We start from the raw sequence: 15,143 nt of genomic DNA on the forward strand, positions 1-15,143 counted from the left end.
GCATCTCTAAATGGCGGGTGAGAGGTCCGGCTCCTTCAATGAGGAATCTGATCCGCTTCTCAGGCAGAGAAGGCCACTGCCAAGTGACGCCCGACACGCGCCTGGTCCGGGAGTCGCTCACCGTTCGGCGGGCTTTCTATACTGCCGTCCATGAGTCAGATTCACCTGCGGGCACAGCCGGGCGACGTCGCGGATTACGTGTTGCTCCCCGGCGATCCGGGTCGGGCGCGGCGCATCGCCGAGACCTACCTAGAAGATGTCCGGCTGTACACTGAACACCGCCAACTGCTGGGCTTTACCGGCACCTATCAGGGAGTGCGCGTGAGCGTCCAGACGACCGGGATGGGCTGCCCCAGCGCTGCCATCGTCGCGGAGGAACTCGCGCGGCTGGGGGCCAAAACGCTGATTCGGGTCGGCACCCTGGGCGGCGCGACCCCCCGCGTGCAGCCCGCCGACCTCGTGGTCGCCACCGCCGCCGTGCCCAACGACGGCACCACCCGGCAGATACTGGGCGGCGCCCCCTACGCCCCCGCCGCCAGCTTCGAGGTCGTGGAGGCGGCGGTCGCCTCGGCCCGTGCGCTGGGGGTGCCGCACCACGCGGGGCTGATCATGACGGAAGACGCCTTCTACGCCAGCACGCCCAAGCATGCCCGGCTGTGGGCGTCGCGCGGGGTGCTGGGCTTCGAGATGGAGGCGAGCGCGGTCTTTCTGGTCGCGGCCCAGCACGGCCTGCGGGCGGGGTGCCTGACTGCGTGCAGCAACGACATTGGGGACCCGCAACTCGTGCCCGACGAGGTGCTGGCGCAAGGCGTCGACCGGATGGTGCGGGTGGCGCTGGACGCCGTCGTGCGGCTGGCCGGGGCCGAAGCCCACTGACCCCGGCGGCCGGGCGTGGCAGGATGAACCCATGACGATGCTCGACGAGATTGAGTTCAACCATATCCAGCTCGACCAGCACGGTCCGCTCGCGGTGCTGACCGTCAACCGCCCGAAGGCGCTCAATGCCCTGAACGCCGACACGTTGGCCGAGATCAGCGCGGCCCTCGACGCGGTCGTGGACGTGCCCGAGATCGGCGCCCTGATCGTGACCGGGGGCGGCGACCGGGCGTTCGTGGCGGGGGCCGACATCAGCGAGCTGGCCGAACTGGAGGACGTGTACCAGGGCCGCGAACTCGCCCTCGCCGGGCAGGACGTGATGCAGACGGTGGCGAATCTGCCCATTCCCACCATCGCCGCCGTGAACGGCTTCGCGCTGGGCGGCGGGCTGGAACTCGCGCTGGCCTGCGACGTGCGGGTGGCCTCGCCGGGGGCCAAGCTGGGGCTGCCCGAAGTCTCGCTGGGCCTGATTCCCGGCTTCGGGGGCACCCAGCGCCTCGCCCGGCTGATCGGGCCGGGTCCGGCGCTCGACCTGATGCTCACCGGGCGGCAGATGGCGGCAGACGAGGCCCTGCGCCTGGGGCTGGTGAACTACGTCGCCGACGACCCCCTCCAGAAGGCCCGCGAGGTCGCCGAGCAGATGGTGCGGCACGCGCCCATCGCTCTCTCGCTGGTCAAGGAGGCGGTGCGCCGGGGGCTGGACACCTCGCTGGAGGCGGGGCTGGAGATCGAGGCGGACCTGTTCGGGATGCTGGTGGCGACCAAGGACTTCCGCGAGGGCACCTCGGCCTTCCTCGCCAAGCGCAAGCCGGAGTTCCAGGGTGAGTGAGGCGGACCTGCTGCCGGACGCGCAGCAGCATGACGAGCGCCCTGGGAGCGACTCCAAGTTCACCCTCAGCGTGGCCGGGGGTCACCTTCAGGACGTGGAGGGCCGCCACAGCGAGGGGGATGGAACGCCGGACGCCCCACCTCCGCCGCCCGCCGACGTTCCGGCCGACGGGCGCGTCGTCGAGTTCACCACCCCCCGCGCCAAGCTGATCGCGGAGGCGCACGGGGCGATTCACGCCGACCTTCAGAGCTACCCCCGAGCGCTGGCCGCTTATGAGGCCCTGCGCGGCGACCCCGAGGCGCTGGCCCACTGGGACATGGCGAATTACATCACCATGCGCAAGCTGGGCTACAACGACCACGGGCGGGTCCATTCCTTTATCACGGGCGCGGCCAGCATGGCGATCACCGAGCTGCTGCTGGAGGCCGGAGTGCGGCCCGACCTGATGGAGTCGGGGGTGGGCGACGCCGACGACGTGTTTCTGGCGGTGATTCTGGGCACCATGCTCCACGACATCGGCAACCAGATTCACCGGGTGGGGCACGAGGCGCACGGGGTCGCGCTGGCGCTGCCGATCCTCGACCGCATCCTGGGGCCGATCTACCCCGACCCCTTCAAGCGGACGAAGGTGCGTTCCTTCATCCTGGGGTCCGTCAATTGCCACGACCTCAACCCGGTGCCGCTCACGCTGGAAGGCGGCATCACGGCGGTTGCGGACGGCACCGACATCACCAAGGGGCGCGGGCGCAAGGCCTTCGCGCTGGGCAGCGTGGACATTCATTCCATCAGCGCCCTGGCGGTGGACCAGGTCGTGATTGAGCGTGGGCGCGAAAAGCCGGTCCTCATCAACGTGACCATGAACAACTCCGGCGGCATCTTTCAGGTCGAGGAGGTGCTGGCGCCCAAGGTGATTCGCACGCCCATGAGCCGGTACGTGGAACTGCGGGCCTGCACCCGCGAGGAGGGCGACGAGCAGATTCTGCGCCGGGTGCGGCTGGAGGGCGACCACTTCGTGATGGACCTGGAGGGGGGCGAGCGGGTGGTCACGCCCGTGGTGGACCGCCGGGGGCAGGTCGCGCAGGCCGTGGCCGAGGTGCTGGACGCGGGCACGCGGGGACCTTAACCGTTCCTCACCCCCACACCTCCGGCCCGGCCCCTGCCGCTACACTGACCGGGTGACGAGGGGTTACGCCATCGCTGTTTCTGCCGCCGCCTTGCTGGGCGGCGCGCTCGCTATGGGCCTCGCCGCCGGGGACGCGGGCCGCCTCGCGCCGGGGCTGGTCGTGGGGACCGTGCCTGTCGGTGGCTTGACCCCCGCCCAGGCCCGCGCCCGGCTGACCGATCAGCTTCCGGCCGTGCCCCAGGTCACGGTGCAGGCCGGACAGAAGAGCTGGACCGTTCCCGCCACCCGCCTGGGCTGGAGCGTGGACCCGGCGGCGAGTGTGGCGGCAGCGGTGCGGGCCTCTCAGAACCGCGACCTGTGGCAGAAGGTGCGCGGGATGGTGGGGCAGGCCTCCACCCAGACGCTGCCCCTGGTGACGCGGGTGGACGAGGCGAAGGCGCGAGCGGCCCTGGAAGCCCTGACCCGCGACCTCGCCACCAGCCCGAAAAACGCGGCGATCTTCTTCGACAAGACGGCCCACCGCTACGCCCTGAAGCCCGACCAGCCGGGACGCCGTCCCAACGCGGCGGCGGCAGCCCGCGCCTTCGCCGCCGATCCCACCCAGACGCGCCTCTCGCTCCCCGTCACCGAGTGGCCCGCCGAGCACACCGCCGCCGAATTGCGCCCCCACGTGGAGCGCGGCAACCGTCTGATGCGACCCCTGACTGTGAAATTGCAGGGCACCGACCGCACCGGGGCGCTGACGGCCTTGCAGGTCGCGGACCTCTACTGGGTGCGCGAGAATGGCATCGAACCCGACGAGAAGACCATTCGCGCCGCCTTCGACCGCCTGACGGACGCGGTGGACCGCCCCGCGCAGAACGCCCGTTTCCGGCTGGAGGGCGGCAAGCTGATGAAGGTGAAGGAGGAAGCGGGCCGCGTCACCGACCGGCAGGCCGCGCTCGCTGCCTTCCGAAAGGCTGTGCTCGACCCGGCTCAGGCGTCGGTGGTGTTCGCGGCCAAGGCCAGCCGCCCCAGCCTGAAGCTGGCCGAGCTGCCCATTCCCGATCAGCTCGAACTGATCGCCTCGGGGACCAGCACCTACCACGGCAGCAGCGCCGAGCGCCGGACCAATGTGGCGGTGGCCGCCGCGAACATCCACGGGTACGTGGTCCCGAAGGGGGGCGAGTTCAGCTTCCTGTCGGCGCTGGGCAGCATCACGCCGGACAACGGCTTTGTCGGCGGCCTGATCATCAGCGGGGGCCGCACGGTGGAGGGCCTGGGCGGGGGCGTGTGCCAGGTATCCACCACGGCGTTCCGGGCGCTGTATCAGGCGGGATTGCCTGTCGTGGAGCGCCACCAGCACTCCTACCGGGTGGGCTACTACGAGCCGGAGGTGGGCTTCGAGGCCGCCGTGTACGACCCCGGCCTCGACCTGCGGCTGAAGAACGACACGGGCGGCCCCCTCTTCATCAAGACGGTCAACGACGACGTGAAGAGCCGTCTGGAGGTGCAGGTGTGGGGCATCAAGCCCCAGCGTACGGTCACGGTCCGCCCCGCTGTCATTCACCGCTACACGCCGCACCCGCCCGCGCAGTACGTGGTCAACCGCACCCTCGCTCCCGGCGCCGTGCGGCAGGTGGACTGGGCCAAGGACGGCTACGACCTCTCCATCACCCGGACGATCAAGGATGGGAAGGGGACGCGCACCGACCAGACCAAGACGAGCTACAAGCCGTGGCGGGCGGTGTACGAGGTGGGGCCGAGGTAGGGGAGGCCCCTACAGCCTCTCCCAGAACGCCCGCAGGTCGGGGGGCAGCGGCGCCTCTGCCGCGAACTGCGTGCCGCCCCAGGGAAAGGCGATGCGGGCCGCGTGCAGCGCCTGCCGGGGCAGCAGCAGCCGCGCGGTCAGCTCCGGCGTCTGGCCCTGCTCCATGAAATCAAGGAACGCCTGCGGGTCGCGCCCGTAGATCTTGTCGCCCACCATCGGCAGCCCGAGGTGCGAGAGGTGGGCACGAATCTGATGTAGCCGCCCCGAGCGGGGGTACGCCTCCAGCAGCGTGAAGCCCCCGCGCCGTTCCAGCACCCGGAAATCGGTAATGGCGGGCTTGCCGTCCGGCACGACCGCCTGCCGGATGACGATGCGGTTCGCGCCCCCCAGCCCGAGGTCGCCCAGCGGGGCGTCCAGCGTGGTCCGCTCCCACCCCGGCGAGCCGTGGACGATGGCCTGGTACGTCTTGCCGACCAGATGTTCCTTGAACAGGGTAAAAAAGCGCCGCGCCGCGTCCGCGTCCCGCGAGAGCAGTTGGGTGCCGCTCGTCTCGCGGTCGAGGCGGTGCGGGGGCGCGAGGTCCGGCTCGCCCGTCTCGGTCCGCATGAAGCCCAGCACGTCGGGCACATCCACCCGCGCCCGCACCGGATGGGTCAGCCACAGCGCGGGCTTATGGATGACGTAGAAGTCGGGGTGCTCGACCAGCACACGCGGCTTCTCGGTGGGGGGGAACAGGGGAGCGCGGACCGCCGGATGGGTCACGGTCAGACCTCCCACACCGAGCGGTAGGGCCGTCCGCGCAGCCGCTGTGACAGGTCCACCGCCCGCTCCACCGTGCGGGTCAGCCGCTCCGCGAGCCACTCGCCGGGCACGCCGTCCTCTGCCCAGTCGGCCCCAGTCGCGTACACGAAGTGCGGATTGACCACGCAGCGAAAATCGGTCATCAGCCCGAACGCGAAGGCCCCGTGGCTGAGGTACCCGTGCGCGAGGCCGCCCGACACCAGAAAGGTCACGGGTTGGTCAAACCATGCCCCGTGCAGGCCCCGGTCGGGGTCCGTGCTGCCGGTCAGCTCGACGAGGGCCTTGGCGCCCGACCCCAGCCCCCAGTTGTAGACGGGCACGGCCAGGAAAATCCCGTCCGCCTCCCGAATGGCGTGGTGGTAGACCTCGGCGTGGGGGTGCGCGTAGCACTCGGCGTTGTCGAAGGGCGGCAGGGGCGACTCGCGCAGGTCGAGCAGGGTGACCTCGTGGCCCCCTGTCCGGAGCTGCTCCGCCGTCAGGCCCGCCAGCCAGCGGCTGCGGCTGAGGGGATCGAGGCTGGTGGAGAGGACCGCGAACTTCACGCCGGGCAGGCTAGCAGAGGGGCGGGGACATTCCGGAGGGGGCCGGGCGTAGGCTGAGGGCGACGGGGCGAGGCCAGCCGGGCCGCGCCCCTGCGAGGAGGGGTGCCAATGCGCTTACAGGACAAGGTGGTCGTGGTGACCGGGGCCGCCTCGGGCATGGGGCTGGCGATGGCGCAGCTGTTCACGCGGGAGGGCGCGAAGGTCGTGGCTGCCGACTGGAACGGCGAACGGCTGGGGGCGGCCGTGGAGGGCATTCGCGCCTCGGGCGGCGAGATCACGCCCTCTCAGGGCGACATCTCCGACCAGACCAGCGCCGAAGGATTGATCGACCTCGCGGTGTCCACCTATGGGCGGATTGACGTGCTGGTGAACAACGCCGGGGTCATGGACTACATGGCGGGCGTGGGCGAACTCACGGACGAGGTCTGGACGCGGGTGCTGGGCATCAACCTCAACGGCCCGATGTACACCAGCCGCCGCGCCGTGCGGCAGATGCTGGAGCAGGGGGGCGGCTCGATCGTGAACGTCGCGTCCACGGCCGCGCTCAGCGGGGGCGCGGCGGGGGCGGCCTACACCACCTCCAAGCATGGGCTGATCGGCCTGACCCGCTCGACAGCGTGGATGTACGCCCAGCGCGGTATCCGCTGCAACGCCATCTGCCCCGGCGCGACCAAGACCAACATCGCGGAAACGATGCCGCAAGACCGCCTCGATCCCACAGGAGCCGCCCGTGCGGGGGCCTTCGCCGCGCTGATTCCGGCCTACCTCGACAGCCTGGACATCGCGCAACTCGCCCTGTTCCTGGCGTCGGACGAGGCGCGGTACATCAACGGGGCGATCATTCCGGCGGATGGGGGATGGATGGCGCTCTAGAACCTGGGTTCCGGTGACGGTGCCGCATCCTCGTCCCGGAATCCGGGAGTTGCCCGGTACGCTGCGGGGCGGAGGTTCCCCCAATGGTGTCCCGCCTTCGCGCCGTGCCCATTCACGTCCGCCTGTCGTGGCTGTTGCCGCTCGCCTTTGTGCTGGCCGCGCTCGCACTTGCCGTCACGTCGCCGGGCGAGCCACGCGCCCACTTCGCGCACCTCGCCCTGGTGGACGCCACGCTCAGCACCGCGCTGATCGTCCTGCTGGTCACGCCCGCCGCCCAGCGGGGCTGGCGCAGCCTCCTTGGGGTGGGGCTACGGGGCGTGGCCCTCACCGCGCTCGTCTTTCCGGAGGTCCGGGCGTACCTGTGGCTGGACCTGCTCGGCCTCTGGGTGGGGGCGGTGATGCTGAGGCAGGGCTTCCGGACGCCCCTGCCGGAAGGCTACGCCGAACTCGACGATCTGGAACGCCTCTATGCCTTCTGGGGCCGTCTGAGCCGAAGCCCCAGGCTCGCCCGCCTTCCCCTGTACGACGTGCTGCTGTTCCGGCACCTGTTCGTGCGCCCGCGTCTGCCGGAAGGCCAGCACTTCGGCACCCGGCGCGGGGCGACGACCGGGGCCACCTTGACCCTGCTGGTCTTTGGGAGCGCGGTAGAGGGGTTACTCGCGCACGTCCTGCTGGAGCGGTGGAATCCCACGGCCGCGTGGGTCTGGACTGGACTGAACGTGGCGGGCTTGCTGTGGCTGCTCGCGTATGGGCGTGCGCTGGCGACCCGGCCTGTCACGGTGGGACGGCGACGCCTCTACCTTCGCTCCGGCCTGCACTGGACGGGAAGCACGGCGTTGGCAAATCTGGAGGAGGCCGCGCCCTACGGTGCCGGAGAGGATGCGGACGCGCTCTGCATCGCCATCGACGTGCGGCCGAACGTGACCCTCCGCTTCACGAAACCCGTGCGGCTCTACGGCGTTTACCTCACCGAGCGCGAGGTGCGGCAAGTAACCCTGCATCTGGACGACCCAGCCGCGTTCCTGAGGGCGCTGAACCGTTAGGCCAGCCCCAGCCCCGCCCGAACCTGCTCCTCGTTCGCGTCGGCCCCGACCAGCACGCGCTCGACCTGCCCACCGGGACCCGTCACCAGCAGGGTGGGAAAGACCCGCACCCCGTAGGCCCGGCGCATCGATCCCTCCCGGTCGAGCAGCAGCGAGCCGCCGTAGACCTGTTCGGGCACCTCGCCCCGCCGGGCGTCCACCACCCGCAGGTCGAGGCCGCCCGCCGCCGCCAGCCGACCGATAAAGAGGTCGATGCCGTCGCACGGGGCGCACCCCTCGCTCTTGAAGTACAGCAGCGAGCGCCGGGTCAGCCCCAGCGCGGGCGGCGGCGGGACCGTCTGCCCGGCCTTCGCGGTGGACCGGGTCAGCAGGTGACCGAGGGCGCGGCCGAGGAAGGGGGGAAGCCGCAGCCGAATCTGCCGGGGGGGAGTGGACATGGTGCCGGGGAGTACGGGCCGGGCGGGGCCGGAGTTCCCCAACCCTTCCTAAGCCACAAGGCCCACGTTCGGGCCGGGCGAGCGTTGTTATGCTCCTCCCCGACATGCCGTTCGACTCCCGCGCCCTGACTGCCCTCGACTTTCCGCGTATCCGTGACGCTCTCGCACAGCGCAGCGCCACGTCGCTGGGGGTGGAGCGGGCGCGGGCCATGATGCCCTCGGACGACGCCGGGCGGATCGCCCGCGAACTCGATGAGGTGGAGGACGCCCTCTTCGGCGTGAGCCTCAGCCTGGGCGGGATTCAGGACATCCGCGAGCTGCACGCGCGGGCGGGGGAGGGGCGGGTGCTGGCGGGGCAGGAACTCCTGAACGCCGCCTACTCACTCGACGGCGCGATGACCGTCAAACGGGCGATCAATACGAACTCGCGCGGTCCACTGCGCGACGTGGCGCTGGGGCTGGGAGAACACTCCGAACTCGTGCGCCGGTTCCTGTCCTCCCTCGACCGCGACGGTGGCGTGCGCGACGACGCCTCGCCCCGACTGCGCGACCTGCGCAGCCGCATTGAGCCGCTCCGCAACCGCATCCGCGAGCGCGTGACCGCCACGCTGGAGAAATGGGCGGAGGTCTTGCAGGAGCACATCGTCACCATCCGCCGCGACCGCTACGTGCTGCCGGTGCAGGCGAGCCGGGTGGGGCAGGTGCAGGGGATCATCGTGGACGCCTCGGCGTCGGGGCAGACTTACTTCGTCGAACCCGCGACCATCACCCCGCTGAACAACGAACTCGCCCGATTGATTCTCGACGAGGAGGCCGAGGTCCGCCGCATCCTCACCGAGCTGTCGGGCCTGCTAGCAGGTGACGCCGATATCCCGATGACCCTCGCCACGGTGGGCGAACTCGACCTGATCGCGGCCAAGGCGCGGCTGGCCCGCGACTGGCACCTCAACCGCCCCGAGCAGGTGGGGGACCATACCTACGACCTGCGGGAAGCGCGGCACCCCCTGATCGAGAACCCGGTGCCCAACGACATCAGCCTGGGCGACACCAAGATGCTGCTGATCACCGGGCCGAACATGGGCGGCAAGACGGCGACCCTCAAGACGCTGGGTCTGGCCGTCCTGATGCACCAGTGCGGGCTGTACGTGGCGGCGGCCTCGGCGCGGCTGCCCGTGGTGCGTGACGTGCTCGTCGACATCGGGGACGAGCAGAGCATCGAGGCCAGCCTGTCCACCTTCGCCTCGCACCTCAAGCACCTGCGATTCGTGCTGCGGCACGCGGCCCCCGACACGCTGGTCCTGATCGACGAGCTGGGGTCCGGCACCGACCCCGCCGAGGGCGCGGCGCTCGCGCAGTCCCTGATCGAGACGCTGCTCGCCCAGGACGCGCGGGGCATCATCACCTCGCACCTCTCGCCCCTGAAGCTCTTCGCGCTGGAGACGCCGGGCCTGAAAAACGCCTCGATGGGCTTCGACCTCGACGCGCTGGCGCCCACCTACCAGCTTCAGGTGGGCCAGCCGGGGCGCTCGTACGCGCTCGCCATCGCGCGGCGGATGGGCCTGCCGGACGACGTGCTGGCGCGGGCCGAGGCCCTGCTGGGACCGGACGCGGGGCTGATGGAGCGGATGCTGGAGGGCCTGGAACGCGAACGGACGGACCTCGCGGACGAGCTGGAGCGGGCCACGAACGCCCGTCGAGAGGCCGAGGCCGAACTCGGCCGTGCCCGCCAGGAACGCGAGACGCTGGAGGCCCGGCGGGGTGAAATGCTCGCGGAAGCTTCCCAGAAGGCCGAGACGCTCTATGCCGACGCCATCGAGCGCGTCCGCAGCCTGCGTGCCCGCGCCCAGGAGGACAGCGCCCGCCCCCGCGTGATGCAGGAGCTGCGCGAACTGCGCACGGCGGCGCAAAAGGCCCGCCCGGCCCCGCCCGCCCCCCGCGAGGACCGGGGCGACCCCATCCGGGTGGGCAGCCGGGTGGACGTGCCCGCGTATGGAGCGACCGGCCAGGTGCTGGAGATGCGCGGCGACGACCTCGTGGTGCAGCTCGGCGTGATGAAGGTGGGGGTCAAGCGCCGCGACGTGCGGCTCAAGCAGGAACCTCAGGTCAAGGCCCCGCGCCCCACCTTCGCCGGAACTGCCCCCAGCCGCTTCGAGAACGAGCTGCAACTGCGCGGCCTGGGGGTCGAGGAAGCCGTGGAGGAGTTGCGGACCGCCATCAGCGAGGCCCACGCCCTGAAGGAAAGCCCGCTGCGGGTCGTTCACGGCAAGGGGCAGGGGGTGCTGCGCCGCCTGCTGCGCGACTACCTCAAGACCGACAAGCGGGTCGAGTCCTTCCATGACGCGGAGGCCAACCAGGGCGGGCACGGGGTCACGGTCGTGAACATCAAGCGCTGAGGGGCGGGAGCAGTCAGACTTCCGCCAGCCGGAACCGGGCAAAATAGCGGGGTGAAGTCGCTCCGCTCCCGCCTCGCTGCCCTCTGCCTCCTCGCCGCCGGAACGGCCGGTGCCCAGTCGGCCTCCTTGATGGGCTTCCAGATTCCGCCGGACTACCTCTCGCGCTTCGCCAGCACCGAACTCGTGATCTCGACGGAAGCCGGGTACGGGGTGCGGGCCTTTCCGCTGCTCTTCTCGCAGGACATCCGCATCTCGGTGGTCAAGGCACCGACCTACTGGGACTACAACGTCAGCACCCGCGTGGACGACACCACGCTCGCGGCGGGCGTCTTCTACAACGTGCCCCGGCTGGAGGTCACGCACGATCCCTCGAAGGGGCTGCAATACGGTGGGTTGGTTCAGGGCAAGGGCAACCTCTCGAAGTTCTCGGCCGGATACGCACACCTGCTGTGGGAGAACCGGGCGCGGCTGCTGGGCAACGTGGGCGTGGCCTTCGTGGGCGGGGACGGGGTGCCCTACACCCAGACGGAGGCGACGGCGGGGTACGGCCGCAGCTTCGGCAAGCTCAACACCTATGTGGGCGGCGCGGCGCGGCTCTTCGCCTTCCCGGTGCAGCAGGACGCGCAGGGGAGTATGGACGCCGTGGTCGTCCTGAACACCACGCCGCTGCCGGGCCTGACCCTGGACGCCACCCACTTCGAGCGCTTCGTGAGCGGCGAGGTCGCTGTGCCCGCCTTCGGGCTGGGCCGCTACAACGAGACGAACGCGGGGGTGACCTACCGCCTGCCGGGCGACTCTGCCCTTGGTGGGGGGGCCTTCGGCGTCGGCGCCGTCCGCACCCGCCTCTCGCACGCCTGGCAGAGCGACGTGACCACCCTGCGGGGTGACCTGCTGCTGCGCCTGAGCGTGCTGCCCAGCCTGGTCGGTCCCTCGGTGGGCTACCAGTGGACGCCGGACGGGCAGGGACGCTGGCTCGTCAGCCTGGTGACGCTGCCCAAGTGACCCAGTGACCCCCGCCGCGCGGGGCACGTGCTACGCTCCCCCACCGATGAGCGCCGTGCCCGCCCCGACCCGCCTGACCGCCTCCCTGCTCGCGCCGGGGGCGGTCGCCTTTCTGACCCTGGGCGTGCTTCAAGCGATGTACGGCGCCGCCTTCCCCCTCTTTCAGGAGCGCTACGGGGTCGGGGCGGGCGTGGTGGGCTGGGTGGCGAGTGCCCACTTCCTGGGGTCGGCGGCGGCCCCGCCACTGGTTGGGCTGGCGCTGGGGCGCGTGAGCGTGCGGGCGGTGACGGTGGCCGGGGCACTGATCCTGGCGCTGGGCGTGCTGGGGGTGGCAGTGGCCCCCACCTGGTCCCTGGTCGTCGCGGCGGCGCTGCTCGGCGGGCTGGGGCTGGGTGCGGTGAGTGCCGCGATCAACGCGGCCTACGCGAGCATCGGCACCCGCGCCGCCAACCTTGTGAACGCGGTGTTCGGGGTGGGGAGCATCCTCGCGCCGCTGCTGGTGCTGGGGCTGGGCGGCGTTTCGCTGGCGTGGCCCTTCGTGGTGGTCGCGGGGCTGAGCCTGCTCACCGTCCTGGCGACCCGCCTCTGGGGGGTGCCGGGGCTGCGGCCCCCGGTCGCCGGGACCCAGGCCGCCCGGCCGGGGCCGCTGCTGATCCTCTTCGCGCTGGTGCTGGGGCTGTACGTGGGGATGGAGGTGGGCTTCGGGGCGTGGCTGGCCCGGCACCTGGGCAGCGTGGGGTTCGCGGCCCCCGCCCTGATTCTCAGTGGATACTGGGGTGGGTTGACGCTGGGGCGGGTGCTGACCGGGCTGGTCGGGGGACGGATCGCCCCGGCGCGGCTGGTCCTGGCCTCCGCCGCCCTGGCGACCCTCGCGGCGCTGGCAGCGACCGTTCCGGCCCTGGCGCCCGCCGCCTACGTGCTCGCGGGCCTGAGCCTGGGGCCGGTGTTCGGCACCACCCTGGCGTGGACGGCCTCGCGCCTGCCCGCGCGGCAGGTGCCCTACCTGCTGGTGGCGGGGTCGGCGGGCGGGGTGCTGGCCCCGGCGGGCCTGGGGGCGCTCGTCGCCGCCTTCGGTGCGGAGGCTGTGCCCCTCGCGCTGGCCGCGCTGGGGCTGGGGCTGACCGGGCTGGTGGCCTTCACGGCGCGGGTCTCGGAGCGGTCCCTGCCCGCCTCCGCCTGAGGCGTGCCCCCGGCGTCCTGCGTTGCCGCCCCGGCGGGCGTGTGGCACAATGCCGGGCGATTCTCAGAAACCCCGTCCCCGACACCCCCCACCCAGCGGAGGTCTTCCCAGTGGTTCAGGCACCCCGGCAGGTCAAACTCACCCGCGAAGGTTACGAGCGCCTCCAGCGCACCCTCGCTCAGGAACAGGCCCGGCTCAACGAGGCCACGCGCATCCTGCAAGAGCAGATGGAAACCAGCGCCGACACCGAGGACACCGGCCTCGAGGACGCCAAGCGCGAGAAGATGGGCATCGAGGCCCGCATCGAGGAACTCGAGGAGACGCTCGCCCGCGCCTCCATCATCGAGGACCACGAGAACGACGGCCGGGTCGAGCTTGGCGCGGTCGTGACCCTCGCCAACGAGACCACCAAAAAGGACATGCGCGTGCAGGTCGTCAGCGCCCCCGAGGCCGCCGTGCTGGGGGGCAGCCTGCCCCGCATCTCGGAAGACAGCCCGGTCGGTAAGGAGCTGATGGGCCGCAAGAAGGGCGAGGCCTTTGTGGTCAACCTCGAAAACGGCAAGCAGGTCAAGTACCGGGTGCAGAACATCGAATACTGAGGGCGGGGGAAACCCCAACGGCCGGAGGCTGGGGCAGGTCCCCGGCCTTTTTGCGGCCCCGCCCTGCGCCCAGCGGCCCTTCTGCTACTCTCGCCCCCATGTCGGACCCCGCCCCCACCCCGGACCCCCGTCAGGGCCTGCACGAACAGACCGTCAGCCGCCTGAACAACCTCCAGGCCCTGCGCGAGGCGGGCTTCGAGGCCCACCCTTACAGCTACCCCCGCACCCACCACACCCGCGACGTGCTGGCCGCGCACCCGCAAGGGGGGCTGGAAGCCGGACAGGAGTGGCCGGAGGAGACGTACGCGCTGGCGGGCCGCGTGACCCTGCTGCGGCACATGGGTAAGGCGGCCTTCGCGGACCTGCAAGACGAATTCGGCCGCCTGCAACTGCACTTCTCCAAGGCCGACACCGAGACCTTCGAGGGCGTCAAGAAGCTCGACCTCGGGGACATCATCGGCGTCACGGGCTTTCCCTTCGTCACGAAGACCGGGCAGCTCACCCTGCGCGTCACGTCGTGGCAGCCCCTCGTCAAGAGCCTGCACCCCCTGCCCAGCAAGTTCCACGGCCTGCAAGACGAGGAACTGCGGGCGCGGCGCCGCTACCTCGACCTGATGGTGACCGAGGGAGCGCGGGAGAAGTTTCAGGCCCGCAGCCGCATCATCCGTTACCTCCGCAACGAGCTGGACACGCGGGGCTTCATGGAGGTGGAGGGGCCGACCCTGCAGGTCACGGCGGGCGGCGCGGAGGCCCGGCCCTTCATGACGCACCACAACGCGCTCTCGCACGACTTCAAGCTGCGGATCAGCCTGGAGCTGTACCTCAAGCGGCTGCTCGTCGGCGGCTTCGAGAAGGTGTACGAGATCGGGCGCGTCTACCGCAACGAGGGCATCGACCGCACCCACAACCCCGAGTTCACCATGCTGGAGCTGTACTGGGCCTACGTGGACTACTCGGCCATCGCCGGGCTGGTCGAGGACCTGCTCAGCGGGCTGGCGCAGGAGCTGCACGGGGACTACCGCTTCGAGTATGGGGGCAAGACGCTCGACTTCACGCCGCCCTTCGCGCGGGTGGACTACGTGGGGGCGCTGCGCGAGCACGTGCCGGAGCTGGACTTCGATCCGCTGGACCTTGACCGCCTGCGCGAGTTCAGCGACGCCCGCTTTCCGCAGTGGAAGGCCGTGCCCGCCTACAAGCTGCTCGACAAGCTGTTCGGGGAGTTCGTGGAACCGCTCCTGACCAACCCGACCTTCGTGATGGACCACCCGGCGGTGATCAGCCCGCTTGCCAAGGGGCACCGCACCCGCCCCGGCCTGACCGAACGCTTCGAGGTCTTCTGCTCGGGCTTCGAGCTGGCGAACGCCTTTTCCGAGCTGAACGACGCCTTCGACCAGCGTGCCCGCTTCGAGGCCCAGTCCGCCCGGCGCGACGCCGGAGACGACGAGGCCCACGCCCAGGACGAAGATTTCCTGCTGGCGCTGGAGTACGGCATGCCTCCCGCCGGGGGCCTGGGCATCGGCATCGACCGCCTCGCCATGCTGCTGACCGGCGCGGACTCCATCCGCGACGTGCTGCTGTTTCCGCTGCTGCGCCCGGAGGGGAGCGGGGCGCCCAAGGCAGGCGCCGAGAACCTGCCCTCACCGGGCTGAGCGACTGGGCTCCACCCGGTCAGGGAACTGTGGCCGCCTGGCCCAG

Annotated in this window: 14 protein-coding genes; 11 read left to right on the forward strand and 3 right to left on the reverse strand. The window is 71.0% G+C overall.

The annotated features are described in order from the left end of the window. Positions 1 to 150 precede the first annotated feature (150 nt). Genes C3K08_RS04230 through C3K08_RS04245 form a run of 4 tightly spaced genes read left to right on the forward strand, consistent with a single transcriptional unit; the run spans position 151 to position 4,578 of the window. Positions 151 to 876 carry a purine-nucleoside phosphorylase gene (locus tag C3K08_RS04230; RefSeq protein WP_104990173.1) on the forward strand — a complete coding sequence of 242 codons (726 nt, stop codon included), beginning with the start codon at positions 151 to 153 and terminating at the stop codon, positions 874 to 876. A gap of 31 nt (positions 877 to 907) precedes the next feature. Further along, positions 908 to 1,705 (forward strand): enoyl-CoA hydratase-related protein, encoded by a 798-nt coding sequence (locus C3K08_RS04235; protein ID WP_104990174.1) that lies wholly within the window; start codon positions 908 to 910, stop codon positions 1,703 to 1,705. Continuing rightward, positions 1,698 to 2,828, forward strand: a complete 1,131-nt coding sequence (locus tag C3K08_RS04240) for a phosphohydrolase (protein ID WP_369848464.1) — start codon at positions 1,698 to 1,700, stop codon at positions 2,826 to 2,828. Before C3K08_RS04235 ends, C3K08_RS04240 begins: the two co-directional genes overlap by 8 nt. Positions 2,829 to 2,880: 52 nt before the next feature. Further along, positions 2,881 to 4,578 carry a VanW family protein gene (locus tag C3K08_RS04245; protein ID WP_369848465.1) on the forward strand — a complete coding sequence of 566 codons (1,698 nt, stop codon included), beginning with the start codon at positions 2,881 to 2,883 and terminating at the stop codon, positions 4,576 to 4,578. A 9-nt stretch (positions 4,579 to 4,587) separates the two neighbouring features. Here C3K08_RS04245 and C3K08_RS04250 read toward each other — a convergent pair whose 3' ends face one another. Next, positions 4,588 to 5,340 (reverse strand): RluA family pseudouridine synthase, encoded by a 753-nt coding sequence (locus C3K08_RS04250; RefSeq protein WP_234009159.1) that lies wholly within the window; start codon positions 5,338 to 5,340, stop codon positions 4,588 to 4,590. A gap of 2 nt (positions 5,341 to 5,342) precedes the next feature. Further along, positions 5,343 to 5,921: an NADPH-dependent FMN reductase gene (locus tag C3K08_RS04255; RefSeq protein WP_199776988.1), complete on the reverse strand. Its 579-nt coding sequence runs from the start codon at positions 5,919 to 5,921 to the stop codon at positions 5,343 to 5,345. A 108-nt stretch (positions 5,922 to 6,029) separates the two neighbouring features. Between C3K08_RS04255 and C3K08_RS04260 the strand changes: the two genes are divergently transcribed. Next, complete coding sequence (locus tag C3K08_RS04260; protein WP_104990177.1) at positions 6,030 to 6,794, forward strand: SDR family oxidoreductase; 765 nt, start codon at positions 6,030 to 6,032, stop codon at positions 6,792 to 6,794. An 83-nt stretch (positions 6,795 to 6,877) separates the two neighbouring features. Beyond that, positions 6,878 to 7,837 (forward strand): hypothetical protein, encoded by a 960-nt coding sequence (locus C3K08_RS04265; protein WP_199776989.1) that lies wholly within the window; start codon positions 6,878 to 6,880, stop codon positions 7,835 to 7,837. Here the strand turns inward: C3K08_RS04265 and C3K08_RS04270 are convergent. Beyond that, positions 7,834 to 8,274 (reverse strand): thioredoxin family protein, encoded by a 441-nt coding sequence (locus tag C3K08_RS04270; RefSeq protein WP_104990178.1) that lies wholly within the window; start codon positions 8,272 to 8,274, stop codon positions 7,834 to 7,836. The two genes, C3K08_RS04265 and C3K08_RS04270, sit on opposite strands and share 4 nt — an antisense overlap. Before the next feature lie 104 nt (positions 8,275 to 8,378). Here C3K08_RS04270 and C3K08_RS04275 point away from each other — a divergent pair, with 104 nt between their 5' ends. From C3K08_RS04275 to lysS, 5 genes are all read left to right on the forward strand, one after another. After that, positions 8,379 to 10,667, forward strand: a complete 2,289-nt coding sequence (locus C3K08_RS04275) for an endonuclease MutS2 (protein ID WP_199776990.1) — start codon at positions 8,379 to 8,381, stop codon at positions 10,665 to 10,667. A 51-nt stretch (positions 10,668 to 10,718) separates the two neighbouring features. Beyond that, a complete protein-coding gene (locus tag C3K08_RS04280; RefSeq protein ID WP_234009160.1) occupies positions 10,719 to 11,669 on the forward strand; it encodes a hypothetical protein in 951 nt (316 codons plus the stop codon). Positions 11,670 to 11,715: 46 nt separating this feature from the next. Continuing rightward, complete coding sequence (locus C3K08_RS04285; RefSeq protein WP_104990180.1) at positions 11,716 to 12,849, forward strand: sugar MFS transporter; 1,134 nt, start codon at positions 11,716 to 11,718, stop codon at positions 12,847 to 12,849. Between the two features lie 110 nt (positions 12,850 to 12,959). After that, positions 12,960 to 13,448, forward strand: coding sequence for a GreA/GreB family elongation factor (locus tag C3K08_RS04290; RefSeq protein ID WP_104990181.1), 489 nt, complete (start codon positions 12,960 to 12,962; stop codon positions 13,446 to 13,448). 98 nt (positions 13,449 to 13,546) lie between these two features. Beyond that, complete coding sequence (gene lysS, locus C3K08_RS04295; RefSeq protein WP_104990182.1) at positions 13,547 to 15,097, forward strand: lysine--tRNA ligase; 1,551 nt, start codon at positions 13,547 to 13,549, stop codon at positions 15,095 to 15,097. The last annotated feature ends 46 nt before the right edge of the window (positions 15,098 to 15,143 follow it).

This window comes from Deinococcus sp. NW-56 (assembly GCF_002953415.1).
GTDB lineage: Bacteria > Deinococcota > Deinococci > Deinococcales > Deinococcaceae > Deinococcus.

Coding starts and splice junctions, on each gene's coding strand:
- C3K08_RS04270 (WP_104990178.1), bottom strand. CDS start 8,274: ATGTCCACTCCCCCCCGGCAGATTCGGCTGCGGCTTCCCCCCTTCCTC.
- C3K08_RS04230 (WP_104990173.1), top strand. CDS start 151: ATGAGTCAGATTCACCTGCGGGCACAGCCGGGCGACGTCGCGGATTAC.
- C3K08_RS04285 (WP_104990180.1), top strand. CDS start 11,716: ATGAGCGCCGTGCCCGCCCCGACCCGCCTGACCGCCTCCCTGCTCGCG.
- lysS (WP_104990182.1), top strand. CDS start 13,547: ATGTCGGACCCCGCCCCCACCCCGGACCCCCGTCAGGGCCTGCACGAA.
- C3K08_RS04265 (WP_199776989.1), top strand. CDS start 6,878: ATGGTGTCCCGCCTTCGCGCCGTGCCCATTCACGTCCGCCTGTCGTGG.
- C3K08_RS04275 (WP_199776990.1), top strand. CDS start 8,379: ATGCCGTTCGACTCCCGCGCCCTGACTGCCCTCGACTTTCCGCGTATC.
- C3K08_RS04235 (WP_104990174.1), top strand. CDS start 908: ATGACGATGCTCGACGAGATTGAGTTCAACCATATCCAGCTCGACCAG.
- C3K08_RS04260 (WP_104990177.1), top strand. CDS start 6,030: ATGCGCTTACAGGACAAGGTGGTCGTGGTGACCGGGGCCGCCTCGGGC.